This window comes from Lysobacter sp. CFH 32150 (genome assembly GCF_022758295.1).
In the GTDB taxonomy this organism is placed as follows: domain Bacteria; phylum Pseudomonadota; class Gammaproteobacteria; order Xanthomonadales; family Xanthomonadaceae; genus CFH-32150.
Genome location: NZ_JALDWJ010000002.1, coordinates 362,326 through 386,264, shown reverse-complemented (window position 1 = coordinate 386,264; position 23,939 = coordinate 362,326). Strand labels below are relative to the sequence as shown.

19 protein-coding genes are annotated in these 23,939 nt (G+C 63.9%); 18 read left to right on the top strand and 1 reads right to left on the bottom strand.

From position 1 onward, the window contains the following. Nucleotides 1–5: 5 nt before the first annotated feature. Entirely contained in the window at nt 6–365 is a 360-nt protein-coding gene (locus MO486_RS05255) for a helix-turn-helix transcriptional regulator (protein ID WP_242905097.1), read from the bottom strand. Nucleotides 366–649: 284 nt separating this feature from the next. On the opposite strand from MO486_RS05255, the gene MO486_RS05250 reads away from it, so the two are divergent. The 18 genes from MO486_RS05250 to MO486_RS05165 all read left to right on the top strand — a co-directional run bounded on the left by MO486_RS05250 (nt 650) and on the right by MO486_RS05165 (nt 23,936). Next, nucleotides 650–1,612, top strand: coding sequence for a sigma-54 dependent transcriptional regulator (locus MO486_RS05250; protein ID WP_345779195.1), 963 nt, complete (start codon nt 650–652; stop codon nt 1,610–1,612). Between the two features lie 303 nt (nt 1,613–1,915). Then, nucleotides 1,916–2,206 carry a DUF3467 domain-containing protein gene (locus MO486_RS05245; RefSeq protein WP_242905089.1) on the top strand — a complete coding sequence of 97 codons (291 nt, stop codon included), beginning with the start codon at nt 1,916–1,918 and terminating at the stop codon, nt 2,204–2,206. Further along, complete coding sequence (locus tag MO486_RS16465) at nt 2,203–4,275, top strand: ATP-binding protein (protein WP_242905088.1); 2,073 nt, start codon at nt 2,203–2,205, stop codon at nt 4,273–4,275. The genes MO486_RS05245 and MO486_RS16465 overlap by 4 nt, the downstream gene beginning before the upstream one ends. 142 nt (nt 4,276–4,417) lie before the next feature. Next, the gene (locus MO486_RS05235; protein WP_242905087.1) at nt 4,418–6,793 is read left to right on the top strand and encodes a DUF4157 domain-containing protein; all 2,376 of its coding nucleotides are present in this window, start codon (nt 4,418–4,420) and stop codon (nt 6,791–6,793) included. 5 nt (nt 6,794–6,798) lie between these two features. Further along, nucleotides 6,799–9,186, top strand: coding sequence for a DUF4157 domain-containing protein (locus tag MO486_RS05230; RefSeq protein ID WP_242905086.1), 2,388 nt, complete (start codon nt 6,799–6,801; stop codon nt 9,184–9,186). Nucleotides 9,187–9,196: 10 nt separating this feature from the next. Next, the gene (locus MO486_RS05225; RefSeq protein WP_242905085.1) at nt 9,197–10,132 is read left to right on the top strand and encodes a Pvc16 family protein; all 936 of its coding nucleotides are present in this window, start codon (nt 9,197–9,199) and stop codon (nt 10,130–10,132) included. Between the two features lie 13 nt (nt 10,133–10,145). Further along, the gene (locus tag MO486_RS05220) at nt 10,146–12,125 is read left to right on the top strand and encodes a phage tail sheath subtilisin-like domain-containing protein (RefSeq protein WP_242905084.1); all 1,980 of its coding nucleotides are present in this window, start codon (nt 10,146–10,148) and stop codon (nt 12,123–12,125) included. Between the two features lie 12 nt (nt 12,126–12,137). Further along, on the top strand, nt 12,138–12,572 hold the full coding sequence (locus tag MO486_RS05215) for a phage tail protein (protein WP_242905083.1): 435 nt from the start codon (nt 12,138–12,140) through the stop codon (nt 12,570–12,572). Between the two features lie 47 nt (nt 12,573–12,619). Further along, entirely contained in the window at nt 12,620–12,997 is a 378-nt protein-coding gene (locus MO486_RS05210) for a hypothetical protein (RefSeq protein ID WP_242905081.1), read from the top strand. A gap of 243 nt (nt 12,998–13,240) precedes the next feature. After that, nucleotides 13,241–13,942 (top strand): hypothetical protein, encoded by a 702-nt coding sequence (locus MO486_RS05205; RefSeq protein ID WP_242905079.1) that lies wholly within the window; start codon nt 13,241–13,243, stop codon nt 13,940–13,942. A gap of 3 nt (nt 13,943–13,945) precedes the next feature. Beyond that, nucleotides 13,946–14,641 carry a LysM peptidoglycan-binding domain-containing protein gene (locus MO486_RS05200; RefSeq protein WP_242905077.1) on the top strand — a complete coding sequence of 232 codons (696 nt, stop codon included), beginning with the start codon at nt 13,946–13,948 and terminating at the stop codon, nt 14,639–14,641. Continuing rightward, the gene (locus MO486_RS05195) at nt 14,638–15,837 is read left to right on the top strand and encodes a hypothetical protein (protein ID WP_242905075.1); all 1,200 of its coding nucleotides are present in this window, start codon (nt 14,638–14,640) and stop codon (nt 15,835–15,837) included. The genes MO486_RS05200 and MO486_RS05195 overlap by 4 nt, the downstream gene beginning before the upstream one ends. A 24-nt stretch (nt 15,838–15,861) precedes the next feature. Next, on the top strand, nt 15,862–16,530 hold the full coding sequence (locus MO486_RS05190) for a phage baseplate assembly protein V (protein WP_242905073.1): 669 nt from the start codon (nt 15,862–15,864) through the stop codon (nt 16,528–16,530). 17 nt (nt 16,531–16,547) lie between these two features. Then, a complete protein-coding gene (locus MO486_RS05185; protein WP_242905070.1) occupies nt 16,548–16,835 on the top strand; it encodes a PAAR domain-containing protein in 288 nt (95 codons plus the stop codon). Continuing rightward, the gene (locus MO486_RS05180) at nt 16,832–17,251 is read left to right on the top strand and encodes a GPW/gp25 family protein (protein WP_242905068.1); all 420 of its coding nucleotides are present in this window, start codon (nt 16,832–16,834) and stop codon (nt 17,249–17,251) included. Before MO486_RS05185 ends, MO486_RS05180 begins: the two co-directional genes overlap by 4 nt. Then, a complete protein-coding gene (locus MO486_RS05175; RefSeq protein ID WP_242905067.1) occupies nt 17,248–20,487 on the top strand; it encodes a putative baseplate assembly protein in 3,240 nt (1,079 codons plus the stop codon). Before MO486_RS05180 ends, MO486_RS05175 begins: the two co-directional genes overlap by 4 nt. Next, nucleotides 20,474–22,504 carry a putative baseplate assembly protein gene (locus tag MO486_RS05170; RefSeq protein WP_242905066.1) on the top strand — a complete coding sequence of 677 codons (2,031 nt, stop codon included), beginning with the start codon at nt 20,474–20,476 and terminating at the stop codon, nt 22,502–22,504. The genes MO486_RS05175 and MO486_RS05170 overlap by 14 nt, the downstream gene beginning before the upstream one ends. Further along, nucleotides 22,491–23,936 carry a hypothetical protein gene (locus MO486_RS05165; protein WP_242905065.1) on the top strand — a complete coding sequence of 482 codons (1,446 nt, stop codon included), beginning with the start codon at nt 22,491–22,493 and terminating at the stop codon, nt 23,934–23,936. The genes MO486_RS05170 and MO486_RS05165 overlap by 14 nt, the downstream gene beginning before the upstream one ends. Nucleotides 23,937–23,939 lie beyond the last annotated feature (3 nt).

Sequence of the window (23,939 nt, the reverse complement as noted above, 5' to 3'; positions counted from 1 at the left end):
AAGAATCAGCGCGCCAATATCTCGAGGATGTCGAGCGCTGCCTTCTTGCGTTGGACTGGCAAACGTCGCAAATGCATCAACGCATGGCTTTCATAGTCATCCTTCGCATATTCGGCGACAAGCACCGCGGAGGTGAGTTCGCCATCATCGGGCCGGCACGGGCCGCGCCCGGTCGCTAGCCACTCGAAGTAGACGCCTGTTTCCAGCGCGATCCTCATCATGTGCTCGACGTTGGGCAGCGTGCCGCCTTGCCGTTCCCATTGCGTGACTGCGCTGCGCTGTACGCCGATGCGGCGCGCCAGTTCCGCCTGGGATATCGACGCAAGTGCACGGGCCTTGCGTACGCGTGAAGAACAGGTGTGCATGGAGCCTCCTTTCCTTGTGTGGCCTATGCCTGCTCTATGAAACGAGTAAACCTGTACTTGCCGGACAGCAATTCTTACGTCAACTCGTCCAGTACGGCTCTCCAAAGGTAACCGTTGCCGCCTGGCAGCGCCGTATTCCACGCCTAGGAAGCTGCGCTTACCGCCATTCTCTGCATTCATGCATTGCGGCTGTCATTTCTGTATGCGATTGAAGGTCCCCGGATCGGCGTGGCAGCCCAATCTGGCGACGAAACAAGCCAGTTCGCTGGGCTGCGCGCATCCGCGTGCACCTAACTTTGGGATGGGTGGCCGCCTTGAGGCTGACGGAACGACCGCTGGTGGGCAAAAGCGGGCTGATGACCAGCCTGTTCGCGTATGCCGAAAAAGTTGCCAGGACCGACAGCACTCTCCTCATCACTGGAGAAACCGGGACAGGCAAGGACCACCTGGCCAGGTACGTGCACTCGCGAAGCCGGCGTGCGCAGCAAGCCATGATGTGCATCAATTGCGCGGCGATCCCGGACACCCTGATCGAGAGCGAATTGTTCGGTTACGAACGCGGGGCATTCACGGGGGCGCAGCAGTCCTATCCGGGCAAGTTCAAACTGGCGGACAAAGGCACGTTGCTGCTCGACGAGATCGGCGATCTGTCGTTTCCGGCCCAGGCCAAGCTGCTGCGCGTGATCGAGGAGCAGGAGGTCTTCCGGATCGGAGCCCGGCGCAGCGAATCCGTCGATGTACGCATCATCGCGTCGACCAATCGCGATCTTGAATCCATGGTGGCCGAAAAGCGCTTCCGTCCCGACTTGTTCTTCCGCCTCAATGTCGCGCGCATCCATGTGCCTCCGTTGCGCCAGCGGCGCGAAGACATCCCGCTGCTGTTCGCGCACTTCCTTGAGGAAATAGGCCAACACATCGGCATTGCCATCGACGGCACTTCGTCCGAAGCGCTTGACTGCCTGTTGCGCCATCCCTGGCCAGGCAATATCCGCGAGCTGAGGAACGTGGCCGAGTCGCTGTTCATCGATCCGCCGCACGGACTTGTGCAGTTGCAGCATCTGCCGCCTGTCGTGCAACGCTGCCTCGACGGGCTGGAGCGGGCCGAAGCCTCCGAGCGGGAACGCATCCTGACAGCGCTGTTCGCGACCCACTGGAACAAATGTAGGGCAGCCAAGGAGCTGCATTGGTCGCGCATGACGCTGTATCGCAAGCTGACCAAATACCAGATCACCAAGCCGCTGGATTGATCTGCGGCCAGCTGAGCCGTTGCGAGGCGCATGTATCGGATCGGTGTGACAGTGTCACATCAGCATGTGACACCTGCAGACGTCCAAGAACGAACTGCCTGCTGCGTTGCACGTGATTGCTCGATGTAACAGTCGACATCTCCACGCAAGCGCACGACCGCATCGCGTCGTCCAGGAAATCCCACTGTCTTCAACGCGTTGCGTGCAGATCGCCGGCGCCAGACCGCGTTGGCACGCGATGTGCGTTGCTTGCCATCGTCGCGGGCGCTCCTGTCAGCGATGGCAGGCGAATCGGGAGACGACATGGCCGACGAGCGCAAAGAGCAGGTCGACCTTTCGACTCGCGTCCGCCGTTACGCCAACGCTTTCAACATTGGCTACAACGCATTTGAAGTCGTTCTCGAGTTCGGCCAGCAGCTGTCGGAGGAAGAAGACGCCGCAATGCACACACGGATCATCACGCACCCGATCTACGCAAGAGCCTTGTACGAAAGCCTGGGCGACTCGTTGCTGCGTTACGAACGCGAGTTCGGCTGGTCGGACGACGCCGTACGCGGCGAAGGTGCGTCGGGCACGTCGGGGAACCGCTCGTGAGCGCCGCGGAAACGGTCATGCAGGATCCGGCGATTGCCAGTCCCTCCGCCGCGACTGCGTGGAGCGAATCGCTGGCGATCCTCGCGGGTCATCTGGACCAGCACGCCGACATGGTGACCGGGCATTGCGAGCCCCTGGCCCTGATCGCGCCACTCCGGACGGAGCCGCGATTCGCGTGGCTGATGGAGACCTTCGATCTGGGTGAATTCGATGCAGCGGTGCTGGTCATGGCGATCGCGCCCGAGCTCGATCGCTCATTCGAGCGACGTTACGCCAGGGTCCGAAACGGCAGCGGTCCGATGCGGCCCGACTGCGCGACCTGCTTGGCGTTGCTATGCGGTGCGCAGTCCGAGTATTTCGCGGCGTTCGATCGTTTTACCTGGGATGCTCCGCTGTTCCGGCATCGCTTGCTGAGCCTGATCGAGCCGGCAACGCGCGGACTCGATCCGTTGCGGAGCGCGGCACTCGCCCCGGATCCGCAGATACTACGCACGCTCTTCTACGGCGACGGGCTGGATCCGCGCCTGGCGCGATTCTGTCGCTTGCTGCAGGCAGGCCCAGCCAGTGTTACCGAAGATGCCGAGCGGCGGCGCGTGGATGCCTTGGTGGCGCATGCATCGAGCCACCGCACACCACTGCAGCTCATCTTCCAGGGGCCGGCGGGGAGCGGGCGGCGCGATGCGGCTTTGGCGCTGGCCGCAAACAGGGGCGCGAAGCTGCTGGTCGCCGACCTGGCCTACGCCTACAGCCTGGGTGATTTCGCCGAACTGGTGACGCCCCTGTTCCGTGAGGCCTGGCTGCAGGACGCGATCCTGTACATCGAAGGGCTCGATTCACTGATGGACGCGTCGCCGTTGCCGGAGTTGCAACGCTTCCTCGACGATCTCGCCGACGATGGCGGCATCAGCATCATTGCCAGCAGCAAGGCGTTGCCATGGAACGGACGACGACCCTTGGCGGCGCTGACGATTGAGTTCGGCACGCACTCTATCGCGAAGAGTACCGATCTGTGGCGCGAGACATTGTCCACCGATCGATCTCCGTTGTCGGAAGACGAGCTCGTTACGCTCGCAGGCCGTTATCACCTCATGCCCGCGCAAATACGCGCCGCCGCTGCCACGGCCCGGCATCTTGCGCGCTTGCAAGGTCGGCGGGTCGCGAAGCCGCTGCTCGAGGACTTCGCCAATGCGTCGCGTTCACAGGGTTCATTCGAGCTGGCCAAACTCGCACGCAAGGTCGGGCCGGCTCATCGCTGGGAGGATCTCGTGCTTCCGGTCGATGCGCATCGGCAACTGCGCGAGATCTGCGCACGCCTGGAGCACAACGCCAAGGTCTTCGAGACCTGGGGCTTCGGTGCACGCATGACGCTGGGCAAAGGCACGTCGGCGTTGTTCGCGGGCGGCTCCGGCACCGGCAAGACGATGGCCTGCGAGGTGATGGCCGCCGAACTCGGGCTGGATCTGTACAAGATCGACCTGGCGACCGTCGTCAGCAAATACATCGGCGAAACAGAAAAGAACCTGGATCGCATTTTCGTCGCGGCCAGGCAGACCAACGCGATCCTGTTCTTCGACGAGGCCGATGCGATTTTCGGCAAGCGATCCGAAGTGCGCGACGCGCACGATCGCTATGCCAACCTCGAAGTCGCCTACCTGCTGCAGAAGATGGAGGAATACGAAGGCCTCGCCATCCTCGCCACCAACTTGAAACAGAACCTGGACGAGGCCTTCCTCCGTCGCCTGACGTACACGGTGCTGTTCCCGTTCCCGGACGCAGCGGACCGCGAGCGCATCTGGCGCCGGATCTGGCCCAGCGATACGCCGCTCGCGGAAGGCATCGATTTCGCCACGCTGGCGGCGCGTTTCAAGCTCTCCGGCGGGAACATCAAGAATGCAGCGCTGGCGGCCGCCTTCTTCGCGGCAAGCGATGGCGAACCGGTCGGCATGCGCCACCTGATTCACGGCGTGCGTCGCGAGTTGCAGAAGGCGGGCAAGACGTTGGGCGAAATCGACCTTGTGTCGCTGGAGTCGATTGCTCCAGTCAATGACGGTGAGTTGCGTTATGGCTGATGCCGCGTCCACTGCCAAGCCTCAAAAAAAGCACGGTCGTAAATCCAAGGCCCGTGAGCAGCGCAAGTCCTTGCGCTCTGCGGCACCGACGGCGATTCCGGCAGGCATGCGCCGTGCGCTGCCGCCAGGAAGCGGGCAGCCCTTGCCTCCGTCCATCGCGATGCAGATGGGCGCCCGCTTCGGCGCCGACCTCAGTGCCGTCCGGCTGCATACCGACGCGCAAGCGACACAGGCGGCGGACGACTTTGGCGCGAAGGCCTATACGGTCGGATCGCAGGTCGTGTTCGCCCGGAACCGCTTCCAGCCGGACAGTCGTGAAGGCCAGCATTTGTTGGCGCACGAACTCGCGCATGTCGTGCAGCAATCCCGCGGTGGTGCGGCGCAGCCCAGCTTCGAGGGCACCGGGCCGTTGGAACGATCTGCGGACACCGCTGCGTCGCTGTCCATGCAGGGCGAAGCGGCCATTGCGGTCGGTGGCGCTTCCGCACCTGCACCGATGTGCCAGCCGGACGACGATAAGCGTAAGCCCAAACCCAAGCGCGCGCGGTTTGACGATGAGGAGGAGGGCGAGGATTCACCGCGCAAGAAGGACAAGGAAAAGACGCAACAGCGCAAGGAGGAGCGTGCGACCGCTGGCAAGCAGGAAAGCCAGATGACACAGGCGCAGGCCGAGAAAGAACTGCGCGCCCTGGAAGACAGTTACAAGCAGCCGGGTGCCAAGACCCGTTCGCCCAAGCGCAAGACGGAAGATCTCAAGCGCTACCAGAAGCTGTTGAAGCTGGCGCCTGGGTCGCAACTGGATAAGAACAAGCGCCAAGGCGCATTCGATGAACTGCAACGCACGCCGGCCAAGACGGCGGGACCACCCCAGACCAAGAACGTCGCCGGTGGGCCGCAACTCAAGGACCAGGAATTGCGCGCGGGCAAGGATCACTATGCACAGCCGGATTACTCGCTGTACCGGCGCAAGAAGGACGGCTCGCTCGAGCGCGTGCACGTCAACCTGAAATCCGACCAGATCGATATGCAGACGCCGGCCAAGGCGAAGGCGACCGCCAGGGCTTACGTCAATCAGGCGATCAAGAACAGCAGGCACCTGGCCGACGGCGAAAGCATCATCATCAGTTTCTCCCGCACTCCGAGCAAGAAAGTGCAGGAGGAGATGAAACACGAATTCTTCCGGACAGGTTCGCCGGTCAGCGAAGTCCGCTTCGGCACCACCACGCACAAGCGGGACGATTACAAGCCGCCCGCCCCACCTCCGCCGTCGAAGGCGAAGCCTCCGGCAAACGCCGGCAAGAAGAAGGCGGCGAGCCCGAAACCCGGCGCCAAGCCTGCGACAAAAGCACCAGGGACCAGCAAGAAAACCACGACGCCTCCCAAAAAGGTCGCATCGCCGCCTGTGGCCAAGTCATCGCCGGCTGCAAAGAAGGGCGACCAAGCCCCGGCGTCGAAAGCTCCGGCGAAAGCAGGCGGAAAGTCCGACAAGAAGGCGCAGACGCCCCCGGCGAACAAGACCCCGGCGAAAGGCGGCGGTAAGGCCAGTAACAAGGCGCCAGCGGCCACGACGTCGTCGCAAACCGGCGCTGGCAAGAAAAAATCGACGACAACCGCCACTGCGAAAGTGCCACCACCGAAGCCAGCGACGTCCGCACCCCCGGGCGCGACAGCCGGGGGCAAGAAGCCTGGAGCGAAGAACAAACCGGCAACGGCGCAACCCCCAGGCACCAAGCCGCCGATCGTCAGTGGCGCCGCGCCAGTCACAGTGAAAAAACCATCGCCAGCGACCAAGCCACCGGCGCAAAAGCCGACGACGACCACCACCACACCGAAGATCACGGTAGCTACGCCGCCGACACCCGCCAAGGCTGGTGCTACCACAACGATACCGCCGCCTAGTCCACCTCGCTCGACACCCAGGATCACGCCGCGCATGCCGACGCTGAAGAGGGCGGCGGGTTTCGGCGCGGGGATGGCCTTCAGCGCCCTGACTGCGGCGCTCGCAAGCTACGTGTGGGGCAAGATGCTCGACGAGCAACACGAAAAAGACATGAAGGAAAACATCGAGCCGGCGATCAAAGCCCAGCTCGAAGCGCTCGGCGAGAAGTATCTCGACATGGCGGTCGTAGCTCCGGGCTCGACGTTCTACGCCAACGTCATCATCTCGTCCACCTACAGCAGTGACAACGCCACTGGCCAAGGCACGGCGTACCTGGGCACCAAGCTGCTCAAGGTCCAGATCAGTCCCGTCAATCTCAATCATTCGGGGCAATCCACGGAAGGATTCCCCTTCGACTGGTTCCCGCTCTCACAGAACGAAACGGTGACGACGACTTTCTCGATCCAGCTGGATCCGGTGCCCTTCGAAGAGTTGGTGGGATATGCCAAGTCGAAGGGCCTGGCGCTCGACAACTTGAAGAAGTACGCCACTGAACAACGCGAACTGGCCTCGTTCGACGGTGGTAAAGGGGCCGCACGCGCCGCGCATTGGAACGAAATGCTGCAGTTGTTCGAGTAACGGAAATGACGAACTCCTCTGCACCCGCGCTCAAGAGCAATGCCAGCCAGCTGAAGGCCGCGCGCGGGCCGCAACAGGAGCGCAGGCCTCTGTCGAGCAGCCTGGAGCGCGCGCCGGTCCCCGCTGGAAAAGCGCGACCGCTGGCCACGGGCATAGCCGCCGAGATGGGGCAACGCCTTGGTCAAGATTTTTCCGGCGTACGCGTGCATGAAGGCACCGAGGCGCAAGCGAGCGCAGAAGCGTTGCAGGCGCGCGCCTATACCTATGGCGAGCACATCGTATTGGGGCGCAACGCTCCGCCGCCAGATACCTTCGAGGGTAAGCGCACGCTCGCGCATGAACTGGCGCACGTGGTCCAACAGCGCCGCGGTGGCCCACCGCCGGCGCTGTCGTCGCAAGCGCCGCACGAAGCCGCGGCCGAACGCGCTGCCTCGGCTGTGATGTCAGGCAGCCAGTCGGTGTCGGTCTCCGGCGCCACTGGTGTCGGTGTCGCGCGCGATGAAGACAACAAGAGGAAGCGGAAGCCGCAATGGGCCAAGGGCCTGTCGCCGGATCAGAAGCGCGATCTGGAACGCAAGAAGGAAGTGCTCGATGAATTCAAGGAGCGCGCCCACGACGACAAGGCCGCGCTGGACGAAGAACGCACCAGGAATCGCAGTGGCGCCTCAGAGCAGGCGCGCCATCGTGATCGGTCCAAGGATATCGACCTGCACCATGGGTTCCCCAAGTTCATCGGCGGCAACCGCATCCAGACCTACATCAAGCTGACCAAGGAACTGCACTACCTGTATCACGAAGAGCTTTATCTGCTTCTCGAAAAGGAACTCAAGGCTTTGGGCAAACTCCCCAAGGAGGCTGGTCGCGCGTCACGCAAGCACTACGGACGCATGGTCAAGTCATTGAGCCCGCAACAGCAGAAGGACTTGCAGGCCAAGATCCTCAAGCACGCGAAAGAATTCGACGATCGCTATCGCAAGACGGAATACCCGGACAAGCGCCAGCGACTGGAAGCGGCCGTCCGTCGCGGTATTCGTGAAGCAGACAAGGAGAACGCGACCAAGGGCAAACAGGCGCAGGCTGGCAAGTCGGCGGCCAAGACTCCGGCGAAATCCGGCAAGCCACCGGCGAAATCGCCAGCGGGTGCGCCGGCCAAGCCAGCAGCCCCGTCAAAAGCCGCGCCGGCTGCGAAACAGAAAAGTGCCCCGGCAAAGCCCGCGGCGAAACGCGGCGCCAAGCCCACAGCGCAAGCGCCTGCCAAGCCACCTGCGAAATCGTCTGCGAAGCCGGCGGCAAAAGCGCCTGCGCAGTCGGCACCTGCCAAGGCACCCGCGAAAGCGTCGCCGCCGCCGGCCAAGCCGCCTGCGAAATCAGCAGCAAAAGCGCCAGCAAAAGCGCCCGCACAAACTGCACCAGCGAAAGCACCTGCGAAAGCGTCGCCATCTCCATCGCCTGCGAAGCCGGCGGCAAAAGCGCCTGTGCAACCAGCACCCGCTAAAGCGCCCGTGAAGGCATCGCCACCACCATCAACACCGGCACCGGCACCAGCAAAACCTAGCGCCACAACTGCGCCGAAGCCGGCGCCGAACGCGCCTACTGGCGCCGCCAAGCCTGCGGCTCCAGCCGCAGTTGCGCCACAGAAGCCACCCGCACCGCCGCCCGCCGCGGCCAAGGCCGCGCCGTCACAACCGCAGAAAGCGCCGCCGCCGACCACCGCTGGAACGCGCGTGGCCGACACGAATGTTCCGAGTGCGCCGCAACCGTCGGCCGGCGCCGCCAAGATGCAGGCGGCCGCGGGCGGATTGCAGCTTGCGGGGCAGGGCCTGGCCGCTTTGGGCAACTACGTGCAGGGCAAGGCAGCGGAAGAAGCGTATCAACGCATGCTGCCTGCGATCCAGGCGTTGCAGAACAGCACGGACGAAGGCGTGTGGGTGCACTTCGTGTACTCAGCACAGGACCCGCATCCCGATTCGGCGATCAACCCGGTTCCCGTCTTCAGTCACATCGAAACCCAGATCGGAACTCGCGACAACAAACGGACACCGGCCGGCCTCACCGCTGGCGGTAGCAGCACCCGCGTGAACTCGACGTGGTTACCACCCGGACAGCGCAGCCTGAAGACAGAACTGAATGATCTTTTCAGGCGCCTGAAGGTGATGCAGACCTGGGGCGAACGCGAGACCAAGCGCACCTTCGTCGGCCGCTTCCTGCTGGAACGCAAGGGCGATTCGATCGATATCGGGCTGATCTACGAAGCGCGCGCGCATCTGGTTTCGGCGCGCATCGCACTCGAACAAAAGCGGCCGCTAGCAGCCGAGGAATCGATGAAAGCCGCGGACGCGTTGCTCGATCAGATGATGGAACGAATCGAAGCCTACACCGGGCAGAAATTCTGAAGAGGCCACGATGCTCGACTACGTCGACAACCTGCTGCGCCAATTGCTGATCGATCGCATCGACGAGATCAGCGACGAGTCGCAGGTTCGCTTCCAGCCGCCGGACGACGACTGGCGTACATATGTCAGCACCCTGGCCGTCGGCGGTCAGCCGGCGAATGCGCTGAACGTGTACCTGTTCGACCTGCGCGAGAACCGCAAGCTGCGCAGCAACGAACGTTGGCGGGAACCAAGCGTGGATGCCGACGGACAGTTGCGCGAGGTGCCCGCAGCGCGCCGCGTCGATTGCCATTACCTGATCAGTGCGTGGAGCCCGGCCACCTCGACGCCGGCGGTCGAACCAACGGTCGACGAGCATCTGCTGCTCTATAAAGCGATAGCCGCGCTCAACACCGCCGATCCGCTGCTGCCGCGCGAGATCTATGCGCCGAATCCGCTGCCGCCCGGTTTTCCGTCAGCGATCGCCGATGCCGAACTGCCGATCATGCTGTTGCCGCCGGAAGGCTTTCCCAAGCTCGCCGAGTTCTGGGGAACGATGGGCAACAACCATCGCATGAAGCCTGCGATCTACCTGCAACTGACGGTCCCCATCGTCTACCCATCGCAACCGGCCGGCACATTGGTCACCACGCGCATCAGCGAATACCGCGTGCACAGCGTCGCCGGAGTCGGCGAGATCTGGATAGAGATCGGCGGCCGCACTTTGGACAGCACGAATCCGCAACCGGACGGCAGCCCTTCGCTGCTGGCGGGTGCCTGGGTGCTGATCGAAACGATGGCAGGGATCCGTCTGCAAGACACACGCAGCGATGCAGCGGGTCGCTTTGCCTTCGCGCATCTCGCGCAGGGCGATTACCGACTGCGCGCCTGGACCGAGAACCTGGCCGAAATCACGCGCGAGATTCGCGTGCCGTCACCAACCGGTGAATACGAATTGATCTTCTGAGAGGAGTGTCGCCATGGCCGTGCAAGTGTCTTACCCCGGTGTCTACATCGACGAATTCACGCCTGGTGCGCCGATCCAGGGCGTCGCGACCAACATCGCCGCGCTGGTCGGGGTCGCCCTGCGTGGGCCGCTCGACCGACCGACGCGCGTGACCAGCTGGGAGCAGTTCCAGCGGGTCTTCGGCGACGAACCCGTGCCCGGGTTCTATCTCTGGTACGCCGCACGCGGTTTCTTCGAGAACGGCGGCACCGTCTGCTACGTCGTGCGCGCCAGCGACGGCGACTACGACGAGGCCAGCTTCGATAACCGTGCCGGATCGCCAGCCATCATCGTGCGTGCGCGCCAGCCTGGCGTAAGCGGCATCAGTGTCGGCGTGACCGAGCAGCATCGCCTGATCGCGGCGAACACTTCGCTGTATCGGCCGGCCGGCGTGTTGCAGTTGCAGACCGGGCGCGATATCGAACTGCAGCCGAGCCAGGCCTGGCGTTTCCGCGCTGGCGACGAAATCACCATCGCGGCGCTGGGCGAGCGGCGGCGCGTCGTGCGCATCAGCGGCAACGTGTTGCGCGTGTCCGAAGCGTTCGTCAATGCCTATGCAGCGGGCGCTGCGGTGCGCCTGGCGGATACCCAGAACAGCACCAGGATCGTACGGCTCGTGTCCACGGTGCCGGTCGCGCCCGATGCGCTTGTCACCGGCACACTGCTCAACTTCGATCCAGGCGGCGCCAACGTCGGCGGCGTGGTGGATTCGGTGCAGACCGAATTCATGAGCGATCCACTCGTTCCCGCTACGACCGAAACCAGCTATCGGGTGACGTTGCGCTCGCCGCTCGGCACTGGCTTCAGTCTCGATCCAGGTGGAACCGCTACGCCAACCCAATCCGAAGAGCTCCGCATCACGGTGCAACTCGGCGGACCGACGCATTACGACAACCTCGCGATCGATCCTGCACACCCGCGTTACTTCGTGCGCATCGTCAATGAAGCGCCGGCCGGCCTGGTCGAGATACAGCGGCTGGAGCCGCCACCGCCGACACCGTTGCCGGAAAACACGCTGGCGGGCGCAGCGTTGCTGGCGCTCGCCGGCGGTGCGGCCGAAAACCTGGCGGTGCTGGCAGACGTGACATCGGCCGTGGCCGACGCTGAGTTCATCAACGCCCTGGACACGCTACGCGCCATCGATGAGGTGACGTTGATCGCGATCCCGGACCGTCGCACGGCGCCGGTGCAGCAGGCGCTGGTGGACCACTGCCAGCAGCTGATGGATCGCTTCGCCATCGTCGATTCGAATTACGACTTCAGCGATGACCAGCACACCGACGTCGAACAGCAACGCACCCAGTTGGCCAGCGAACGCGGTTATGCCGCGCTGTACTACCCATGGTTGCGAGTGTCGCCGAAAGGCAGCGGCGAGCCGATGCTGGCGCCGCCGTCGGGACACGTCTGCGGCATCATCGCGCGCTCCGACGCGAGCAAGGGCGTGCACAAGGCGCCCGCCAACGAGATCGTCAACGGTGCGGTCGGGGTCGAGCGCCGCATGAACAAGACCGACCACGGCCTGCTCAACCTCGAGTCGATCAACGTGATCGAGCAGTCCGGCATCGGACGGCCGGTGTTGATGGGCGCGCGTACCACGGCCACCGACCTCAACTGGTTGCACGTCAGCACGCGGCGATTGTTCAACTACCTCGAGGAATCGATCCAGGAAGGCATCCGCTGGGCGATTTTCGAGCCGAACAACCTACAGCTCTGGCAGAAGCTGCGGCGCAGCATCACCGACTTCCTGACCCGTGCATGGCGCGACGGCGCGCTGTTCGGCAAGACCGCGGAGGAGGCGTTCTACGTGCGCATCGACGAAGAACTCAATCCCTTCTCCGAGCAGCAACTCGGCCGCCTGTACATCGAGATCGGGTTGCGTCCGACGTATCCCGCGGAATTCATCATCGTGCGCATCGGCATCTGGCCCGGTGGCGCCGAAGTCAGCGAAGGCTAAGGAGAAACCGCCATGGCAGAGCGTAAAGACCCGTATGGCACCTACAACTTTCTGGTCGAAATCGAAGGCATCGCGCGCGCATCCTTCCAGGAAGCCAGCGGCTTCGATTCGAGCATCGAAGTGGAGGAACACCGCGAAGGCGGCGAGAACATCACCACCCGGAAACTGCCGGGCATGGTCAAGTTCTCGAACATCGTCCTCAAGTGGGGTCTGACCGACGACCACGAACTCGACGACTGGTACCAGCAATGGGCCAGCGGCGATCCGGCCGCCAAGCGGCAGAGCGGATCGATCGTGTTGCTCGATCGCCAGGGACAGGAAAAGAAGCGTTGGAATTTCGTCAACGCATGGCCGACCAAACTGACCTGGCCGAGCTTCAACGCAGAGAACAGCGACCTCGCCATCATGACGCTGGAATTGGCGCATGAAGGATTGAAGGCCGCATGAACTACGTTCCGGTGATGCCGGGACGATGAAAGACACAGGAGACGACCATGGACATGGCGGTATTCCGTACCGAATTCGAATTCACGTTGCCTTGTGGCTTCCTCGACGACGAAGGCACGCTGCATCGCGATGGGGTGATGCGTCGCGCGACCGCAGCCGACGAGATCCTGCCGCTGCGCGATCCGCGCGTCATCAAGAACCAGGCGTACCTGGTGTTGATCCTGTTGTCGCGCGTGGTCACCCGCCTGGGCAACCTCGATCCGATCACGCCCAAGACGATCGAGTCCCTGTACGCAACCGACCTGACGTTCCTGCAGAACCTCTACAACGAGGTCAATCGGCTGGATGGCGCGCAATCGCAGGCGACATGCCCGCAATGCCAGCACGTCTTCGAGATGGAGGCCGTAACGCCGGGGGGGTCTTGAGCTACCCCCCGGACGAGCTCCACGGGGAGGTAGCGTTCGTGGCTTACCACTTTCACTGGGCTCACGAATCGGTCATGGCGCTCGAGCACGCCGATCGTCGGCGTTGGGTACGCGAGATTTCCAACATCAATCGCGCGATCAATGAGGTTTGATGCGATGTCGCAGGCAGTACGCAAACCGAGAACCGCCACTCCGCTCTTGTTGGGCGGGTTGCCCGCGATCGGGCACGTGCTGCGCGGTCGCATGCGTACGATCGCCGCTGCGGGACAGGACTCGCGTCACCGCGGAACGGCGGGTTGGCGGGCATCGGCCTTCGTTCGTGACCTGCTGCAACGGCATCACTGGATGCGTCTGGGGGCGACATGGCCAGAACAGGTCTTCGCAGCCCCGAACACCTTGATGACCGTGAATGCACCGCACCAGCATTGGCACCTCGCGTATGCGCCGCGCGTGATGCTGCAACTGGCTTCCAGCACTCGTGCGATGCCGATGGTTCCGCAGACGACTGCGCCGGACTCGGTGCGGCAACACACCGTGTTGCACGACGGGCCAAGGTTCGTCAGCACGCTGGTCGAACGGGTGCTTCAACACAGCCAGCGTATCGACACGCTCCAGACGATCGAACACGCAGCGCCGGCGACGTTGCGCCATGAGGCTAGCGCATCCGCTGTAACCGAATCCAGGATCGCGCCAGCGCCGGATCGGGAAGGGCGTGTGCAGCGCGTATTCCGCACCAACGCGGGCAGCGTGTCCAAGGCGACGGCGGAACGCAGCGCGGCTTCGCCGCAATCCACGGCGCCGACGGCGCGGCAAGCGCTACAGGCGACCGAGCGTGCGCCGTCGCGCGATGCACCGCCGATCAATATCGAACACCTTGCCGACCGCGTCGTCCACGCCATCGACCGCCGTCTGGTCGCGCAGCGCGAACGTTTCGGGAGGGCCTGAGCCATGTCGCTGGAAAAGGCCCTGATCACCAATACCATCTCGGGCGAAAGCGTGTCCGTGTTGTTCAATCCGGAGGACTACACGCTCGCCAAGGACATCAACTACGCGCAGTCCGCGATCCCGGGGCTGAGCGCGCCATTGCTGCAGTTCGTCAATGGCAACATGCAGACGCTCGACATGGAGCTGTTCCTCGACACCTACGAGGAACATAGCGTCAACGGCAAAGTGCTCAACCAGCGCGGCCAGGATGTGCGCGAGCTCGCGAAGCGCATCACCGACCTGATGAACATCATGCCGTCGACGCATGCGCCGCCGGTGTTGTTGTTCACCTGGGCGTCGCTGAGTTTCACCTGCGTGCTGGCCAAGGTCAGCCAGAAGTTCGTGATGTTCCTGCCCGACGGCAAGCCCGTGCGTGCACGCCTGACGGTGACGTTCAACGAGTTCCGCAACATCGATCTCGAAGCCAAGGAGATCAAACGCGAAACCGCCGATTACACCAAACGCTACATCGTGGGAGAGGGCGAAACGCTGTCCGCCATCGCGGGCCGACTCTACGGCGACGCACGGCTGTGGCGCCCGCTGGCGCTCGCGAACCGGATCGAGAATCCACGCGTGCTGCCGGTCGGGCTGGCGCTGCGCGTTCCGCAGTTGCCGTATCGCGATCCCGACTCGGGTCGCCTGCACGGAGCGGCGCCATGAGCCTGCGCTTCGTACCCGAGTTCCGTCTGTCCATCGATGGCGAACCGGTGCCGTCGAGCCTGCGTGCGGCGATCACCGGCGTCACCCAGGCCAGCGGGATGGAGGGCGCTGACCGCGTCGAAATCGCAATGGCCAACGAAGGACTGTGCTGGCTCGATCACGGCCTGCTGAAAATCGATCGGCCGCTCAAGCTCGAACTCGGCTATGCCGATGAACCGCTCACGCAGGTATTCGTCGGTGAAATCGTCGCGCTCGAAGCCAGTTTCCCCGGCGGCAGCGCGCCCACGTTCACCGTCGTGGCACAGGACAAGCGGCATCGGTTGAGCCAGGGAACCAAGGTGCGGTGGTTCGCGATCCCTATCCCCACCGTCGGCAATTTCGCGGTGCCGGATCCGATCACGGCGATGGCGGTCACTGCCGAGAACGGCATGATCCCGGTGATCGATCCTGTCGGCGCAGCGATCGCGGTCCTGTTGGGCGGCGTCGATGCGGTTGTCTCCATCACCGATCCGGGCAGCGCGCAGAAGTTCGTGCGCAAGCAGGCCAACGAAAGCGATTACGACTTCCTCGCCCGCATCGCTACCGAAAACGGTTGGGACATGCTGGTCGACCACGGTGGCGAACTCGGTGGGCACCTGCTGCGCTTCACCTCGCCGCTCGATCACCTGCAACCCGATGTGACCTTGGCTTATGGGCGCTCGCTGCTGGAATTCCAGCCGCGCATCAGCACCGTTGGCCAAGTGTTTTCGGTCAGCGGTTACGTCTGGGTACCACAGATCAAGATGGTGTTCGTGGTGACGCTCGGTTGGGATTGGGACCGGATGGCGCTGACGCTGTCCGTGTATCCCGGCATGGTGCCGCTGGGCGCGAGCGGCTCGCACCATCTGGTACAGGAACCGCTTACCGCGACGTCGGCACCGCGCAAGATCTTGTCGGAGATCATCCCCCGCTTGAACAAGCGCTTGACCGCCACCGGCAGCACCGTCGGCGATCCACGCATCCAGGCAGGACGCGTACTGCGCATCGAAGGCGTGGGCGAACAGTTCGGCGGCCTGTATCGCATCACCGGCGCCACGCACACGCTCGATGGCTCCGGTTATCGCACCCAGTTCGAAACGCGCAAAGAGATCTGGTTCGGTTCGATCCCGGCGTCGGAGCAGGGCGCCGTGCGCGTGAAAGTGCCGTTTGCGGCTTAGGTATTCGGAACAGGAGAGAGATCGATGGCAGGCGTGATGTTCGAGATGGGATCGCTGGGCCTTGAAGCGCCGGAACCGGATGATCGCCGCATCACAGGGGTCTGCGCTGCGATGGTGATCAGCAACCTCGACAGCACCGGGGAAGGTCGCGTCCAGCTGCAGATTCCGTGGTTGCCCGGCTACATGCCATGGGCGCGCGTGTCGGTTCCGATGGCCGGCATGGCGCGCGGGATGTATTTCATCCCGCAGATCGGCGACGAAGTGCTGGTGGCCTTCAGCCAGGGCGACGTGCGGGAACCGTATGTGATCGGCAGCCTGTGGAGCACGATGGATCGGCCGCCAGCGCTGCTGCCGACCGACCCGGTGACCAAGCGTTCGATCCGCACGCCAACCGGGCATGAGATCAGTTTCGACGAGAAAGGCACGCTCAGCATCACCAGCAGCTCGTTCGACAGCGTAACGCTCTCGCCGACCGGCATCGACATTTCCACGGTCGGAAGCACGGTCTCGATCTCGCTGTCGAAAGCCGGCGACCTGACGATCAGCGCGCTCAAGTCCATTTCCCTGGATGCCCCGTCGATCTCGATCGGCGGACTCAAGACCGTGGATGTATCGGTGAAAGGCAAGACCAGCCTCACCCTCGATGGCGGGTTGTCGTGCTCGGTCAAAGCCGCGCGCATCGACCTCAACTGAAGCAGGGGAGCATCGCCATGTCACTCGCAGCCCGCATCGCCGACCCGACCAATCATCCAGGCGCGATCGCGCCCGGACCGGGCGTGCCGCCAAGGGTATTCATCGAGAAGATGATGGCCGCGCGCGTGGGGGATCTGCATGTCTGTGCGTTCCCGCCGCCTGCGGGACCGCATCCTCCCAACACGATCGCGACCGGCAGCGCGACGGTATTCCTTGGCGGCATGCCCGCTGCGCGCATCGGCGATACCTGCGGCTGCGGCGCGCAGATCAGTTTCGGCGCATTCACGGTGCACATCGGCCCATGAACGACGCCTACGCCAAAGCATTCCTGGGTCGCGGCTGGTCGTTTCCTGTCGCGCTGGATTCGGCACAGCGCATGGCGCTGGTCGAATACGAAGAGGACGTGCGCCAGGCGATCCTGATCATCCTGCAGACCAATCATCACGAACGCGTCATGCGTGCGGACTTCGGTGCCAACCTGCGAGCGCTGGTGTTCCATCCGCTCAATACGACGACGATGTCGCTGGCCCGGCACCAGGTCGAGCAAGCCCTGGTGTTGTGGGAGCCGCGCATCGACAGCATCACGGTGAAGGTCGAAGCGCGGCCGTTGCAGGCGCGGATGGATATCGAAGTCGTTTATCGCGTCCGTCGCACCAATACTTTCTACAACCTGGTCTATCCCTTCTACCTGCGCGAAGGCCGCGAAGGCGGTGCACGATGACGACGCGTGCGCCACTGCTTGATCCACGCGCACGTGAAGCGGTGTTGGGTGCCTTGCGCGCGCGCGTGCCGGGCTATCTGCCGGAATGGCTCGACGTCGATGCCGAGCGCGCGGATGCGGGGCAGGGGCTGCTTGCGGCGCTGGCGTACCTGCGCAATGTGCTGGGCGACGCGCTCAATCGCGCGCCCGGGCGCGCGAAGCTGGCGTTCCTCGAGTCCCTCGGACATACGCTGCTGCCCGGCCAACCGGCGCGCGTGCCGTTGGTGTTCACCTTGTTGGAGACCGCGCCGCAGGACGTGGTGCTGCCCGCACGCAGCCAGGTCGCTGCGCAGTTGCCGCCGCCGCCGGCATCGCTCGAATCCAACGGCGGGGCCAGTACACGCACTCCGGAGGCGCCGCGCTACTTCACCACGCGCACCGTCACCCTCACCCGGGCGAAATTGGCGGCGCTGTACAGCAGCGATCCGCGCATCGACGCCTATGCCGATCATGCTGCGAGGACGACGCAAGGCTTCGTCACCTTCGATGCACTGCAGGCATCGCCGCACGAACTGTACCTGGGCCACGACGAGTTCTATGCGTTGGCGGGAACGGCCGAGATCGCGCTGAGCTTCGACATGGCCGGCGCCGAATACGCCGACCGGCACCTGGCCCTGGAATGGGAATACCTGAGCAAGGATGGCTGGTTGGCGCTGAGCGTCGAGGAAGATTCGACGGCGCGACTCACGCGCGATGGCCGGATCCGTCTGCGCAAGCGTTGCGGTCCGGACGGCAAGCTCGACAAAATCATGGAACGTGAGAGCTATTGGATCCGTGCCCGCGTCGGCGCCAAACCTCCTGCTGCGCGCGTCCTGGAACTGCGTCCCGACGGCAGTCTCGTGCTCGATCGCGCCGGCGCGCTGTTGCAGGGCGACATGGTCACCATCGATGGTGAGACGACGACGACGGTGACGACGGTCCTCGATCGGCTGATTCGCCTGGATCGGACCTTGCCTGGGCTCGAACCGGATATGTGGTTGCGGGTGGCGGACGCCACGCCGCCGTTGTCCGCGGAAAGCGAAACCTTGCTGGGCGCGCCGCCGCAGATCGATGTCGTCCGTACCCGCGTAGGCTTTACCAAGTCCGGCCTGAAGCCGGAGGCGGCCTATGCCAACAGCGCACCACTGGATACCGAGAACGTGTTCTTCCCGTTCGGGTTGCAGCCCGCCAAGTTCACCACCTTCTTCATCGGCAGCGAAGAAACCTTCAAACGCCGCGGGGCGCAGGTCGAGATCGCGATCACCCTCAAGGCATCCCAGTTCGGCAAAGTCGGCAGCAACGGGTTGACGCTGGGTTACGAGTACTACAACGGCGAGCGCTGGCAACCACTTTCCACCAGCCTGCCGACCAAGCTCGACGATGCGACCGATCGCTTCCAGCAGAACGGGGTGATCAGCTTCAAGTGCCCTGACGACTGGGCGGAGTGCGCCGTCAACGGCGACAAGAATTACTGGTTGCGCATCCGCATCGACAACGGCGATTACGGGAAACCGCTGCAACTCGAAGTGGGGACCAATGCCAGCGGCGATCCTGTCGTCAATGCGGTGGCCAGCAGTCTGCAACCACCGGCGATCGCCGAGCTCACGCTCAGTTACACCTATTTCACGCCGTCGCAACTGCTCAGCCACTGTGTCGCCTACAACGGCTTCGTGTTCCGCGATCACAGCCAGGACATACGCTGGACGCGCCGACCGTTCACGCCTTTCCTGTCCAATGAGGAACGCGAACCCGCACTCCATTTCGGATTCGATCGCAAGTTGCCATCCGGTTTGATCGGCTTGTATGCCGACGTTGCGGAAAGCAGCGAAGGCGATCCGCCGGTATCGCCATTCGTCTGGGAATACCGTACCGCCGAAGGTTGGAGCGAACTGACCGTCGTCGATGAAACCAGCGGCCTGCGTCGCAGCGGGATGATCCAGTTCGTCGGCGCATCCGATGCCGAAGCGATCGACGGCCTGGGCGGGGTGTTGTACCGGATTCGTGCCCGATTGAAGCCTGGAGACCGACTGCAAGCGGCATCGGTGCGCGCGCTGTGGATCAATGCGGTGTGGGGCAGCCAGGGTGAATCGGTGCTGCGCGAAGTGATCGGCCGCTCCGACGGCAATCCCGATCAGGTCATGAGCCTGCCGGAACGACGCCTGCCGGTGCTGGATGGCGAACTGGTCGAAGTCCGCGAATGGGTGGGGCGTGGCCCGGGTTGGCGGGGCGTCGTGGAAGGCGTGCCGGAAAGCGATTTGCGCTTCGAACGCGATCCGGTCAGCAGCGAGCCCACTGCCGTATGGGTGCGCTGGAAACCGCGCCAGCACTTGTTCCAGGCCGGTGCGGACGAGCGCAGCTATGCGCTCGAGCCCACGCGTGGACGGTTGCTGTTCGGTGGCGATGGGTATGGGCGCATTCCGCCCGCTGGTGCCCAGGTCGCCTTGTCCTTCATCACTGCGGTCGATGAAACGGGCAACGTCCCGGCGCACACGATCACCGAAATGCGCACCGGCATCGCCCATGTCCAGGCCGTCGACAATCCGGTCGCGGCCGAAGGCGGCGCGAATTCCGAAGCGGTGGCCGAGGCTGCCGTGCGCGCGCCGCAACGCCTGCGCCATCGCGGCCGGGCATTGGCCACCAGCGATTACGAATGGCTGGCGCGGGAAGCCTCACCTGCCGTGGCGCGCGCGCGATGCCTGGCGCTGACCGGTGCCGAAGGGCGCGTGCAGCATGGCCATGTCACCGTCGCGATCGTGCCGCGCGGCGCGCAACGACTGCCACTGCCGAGCGCAGGACTGCGCCGGCGCGTGCGCGACTTCCTTGCGGCGCAGGCGCCGGCGACGGTCGCATCGAGATTGCGCGTGATAGGTCCGCGCTACGTCGAAATCGGCGTGGTCGCGCAATTAGTCGTTGCCGACCCGGAGCGTGCTGCATTGATCGAAGCGAGCCTGCGCCGCCGCCTGGACGCCTGGCTGCATCCGACGCTCGGGGGAGCGCAGGGCGAGGGCTGGCCGTTCGGCGCAACGGTGTATCTGTCGGATATCGCCACGCTGGTCGAAACGACGGATGGCGTCGATGTCGCTTCGCGCGTTGCGTTGCGCGCCGATGGCGGTTGCATCGGCGATGCCTACACCTTGCCGCGCGGTGCGCTGGTCGCTGCCGGCATCCACGAACTGAAACTCGAACTGGCGATGGAGGCGGGCCATGCCGCTGCCTAAACCCATCCTCGACGATCGCACCTTCGAGCAGCTGGTCGACGAAAGTCGCAACTTGTTGCCGCGCGCGGCCCCGGCGTGGACCGATCACAATGTGTCCGATCCCGGCATCACCCAGATCGAGTTGTTGGCCTGGTTGTGCGAGATGGGCCTGTATCGGTTGGATCGCACGCCGGACGAAGCGATCCGCGGCTTCCTGCGCCTGGTCGGCATCACACCGGCCCCGGCGCAGGTAGCGCAGGCCGTCGTGACGATCGCGACGGCTGCACAGCAGTCCTTGCCCGCGGGTTTGCAGTTGCGCGTGGCCGGAGACGGACCGGTCTTCCAGACCACTGCAGCGGTGGATCTCACAGCGGCCAAGCTGGTCGCCATCATCAATGGCGCCGGCGACGATGTCATCCTGCTCAACGAAACAGGGTCTGCGACGTTCCTGCCATTCGGCATCGACGCCAAACCGGGGACTGCCTGTTACTTCGGCTTCGATGCGCCGTTCGCGACGAGCAGCGTGTGCTGGCACGCCTGGACGCCGACGCCGGAAGCCGATGCCGACACGCGTCGACGTCTGGTCGCAGAATACGAAGAGGTCGAACGCGAGCGCAGCGAAACCTGCGCAGTCACGGTACGCGATAACCCACCGTGGTGGCTGCATTACGACGTGCGCACGGCCTGGGAATACTTCGCAACGGATGGCACGTGGAAAGCATTGCCGAATATCGTCGATGAGACCCGTGCCCTCACGCTGAGCGGGTCGATTCGCTTCGATGTGCCCGCGGACCAGGCGCCAGGCGACGGGGCTACCGATGGCCTCGATCCGGCCCTGCATTTCGTGCGCTGCCGGATCTTGCGCGGCAACTTCGAATGCGCATCGGCCCTGAGCCGCATCGCCATCAACGCCATACCCGCCGCGCATGCCGCCGACGCGCCCATCGCGCTGCTCGGCACCAGCCGTGGCCATGCGCAGCAACGCTATGCCTTGCCGCAATCGCCGGTGGTCGCCGGCAGCACGCAGTTGACGGTCACGCTGGGAGCCGACGTCCAGAGCGATTGGCGCGAAGTACGCGAATGGGACGTCAGTGGTCCGCACGACCGCGATTACCTCGTCGTGCCGGAACGCGGTTCGATCGAATTCGGCAATGGACGCCGCGGTACGGTGGCGGCGGCGCAGTCGACGCTGGAGATGCGATACCAGATTGGCGGCTCCACGCCTGGAAACGTGCAGGCGCGTTCGCTCGAAGTCTGGCTGGACGATGCGCACAACCAGGCGTTGGTGCCGAATTGGTCGCTACTGGCACCGACGCTGGCCTTGCAACAGCCGTTCGCAGCCTTCGGCGGTACCGAAGCAGAATCGCTCAAGGCCGCGGTCGCACGTGCGATAGAAGCCACACGCAAAGTGTCGGTCGCATTGACGCTGGCGGACTTCGAACGCATCGCGCTGGAGACGCCAGGCGTGCCGGTCGGCCGCGTACGCGCGCTCGCCGATCATTTCCCCGTGCTGCCATGTTTCCGCGCGGCCGGCAGCATCAGCGTGGTGGTGATCCCGGATTGCCGGGGCCCGCGACCGATGCCGACCGATGGCATGCGTGCCGCCGTGCATCGCCAGCTGACGCGCCGACGCAGTCCCGGTACCGAGTTGCATGTGGTCGCGCCGACCTACGTCACGGTGCGCGTGGTCGCCAAGCTGCATGCCGACCGGGGTGCCGATCTCGATGTGTTGCGCGAAGCCGCGATAACGGCGATCGACACGTATCTCAATCCGTTGCGCGGTGGGCCGGCGGGCGAGGGCTGGCCGGTCGGGCGCGATGTGTATCGCAGCGAAGTGCTCGCTCTGCTGGCCGCCTTGCCCGGCGTGACCAGCGTCACTGGCCTTGGCCTGCAAATCGAGGGCGACGACGAACCGCGTTGCGGCAATGCGCCTTTGTGCAAGGACAGTCTGCCTGCGCCAGGCGCGCATCGCCTCGCGATCGTCGGCGCATCGCCATTACGCCTCATCGATAGGAGTCATCCGCATGAATGCCCCTAAGCTTCTGCTCCCCGAAGATCCGCTCGAGAGGCTCAACTACTTCAACAGCCAGCGTCTCGAGGCGATCGATTTCCGACTCGAACAGGCCTACCACATGCGCGTGCGGCGCTGGCTCAACCGCTCGCTGTACTCCCCCGGAATCGGCGCGGGGCTGGAAGTCACGCCCGATCCGGTCGACACCCATGCGGTGATCGTGAGCCCTGGCCTGGCGCTGGATTGGTTGGGCCGCGAAACCATCCTGCTCAACGAACGGAAGGTGATGGCATGCGGCACGCCGCGTCGCGCGGATGGCGTCACGTTCGGCAATTACCTGGTGATCGCCTATCGCGAAGAAAAAGTCGCGCCGCAGAGCGACGGTTGCCGGGTGCAGGGGGTTTACGACAACGGGCTGGATGCGTGCGGATGCACCCGATCGCCCCTGGAGACCAACAGTTGCAACGGCGGTTGCGGCTGCAGCGGTTGCAAGTCCGGCAAAGGCTGCCAATGCGGTGCTACGGGTTCGGAAGCGTATGCCTGGGGTGCGCCGTCGCGGATACGCAGCGAACCGTTGCTGATGTTCCAGGACACATGGCCAACAGAATCGTCGGGGAAGATCCTCCTGGCGCAGATCGAACTGGACGCGCAGTGCAAGGTGATCAACGTCAAGTCGGGCATGCGGCGTTATGCGTCCGCGTCCAAGCCGCCGACGACGATCCCGATCAGCCTCGAAGGCGAGAAGGACATCGACAAGGACAATTCAAAGGTCCTGCAGTTCCATATCGAAGGCGGCTATCCGGATACCGCGCTGTTGTACCTGCAGGGGTTCAAATTTTCGACCCTGTACTACACCGAGATGGGCAAGCACACGCACGTGATCACGTCCACGAGCGACAAGGTCAAGAAGGACTTGCGACATACCCACGAAGTCGACAGTTTCAAGCTGAAGGATTCCGGCGCGCACAACCATGTTTTGCATACGGAGTCCGATGGCAGCACAAGCCTCGAGACAGCAGATGCCGATTACGTGCCAACGACGTCATTCATCGACGGCGTCGGCGATCACGGCCATGGATTGGAGGAGTTGAAGCTCAACGAGAAGCTCAACGAGTGGGAACACGACCACAAGATCACCTCATCCGCCGCGAATACTGGCGTCACCGATATCAGCACACGCACCGGGACCTCGCGTTCGCATCTCAAGGCACTCCAGGTTTCGTTTGACGGTACCGACATCACCGCACAGATACTGGTGCAGCTGGAGGCCTTGAACCCCGGCAACTGGGCCGAGCTGGGTGACGGCGGCAGCAATCACGAACTGGTCAAGAACGGGACGGGCCCGATCGACCTGCGTCAGATCGATGGTGTCGACCTGAGTCCGGGGACATCGCACACGCTCATCTTTGCTGTCGCTAGCGGCGGCGGTCAGCTCCACTACAACCTGTACGTGAGCTAGGCC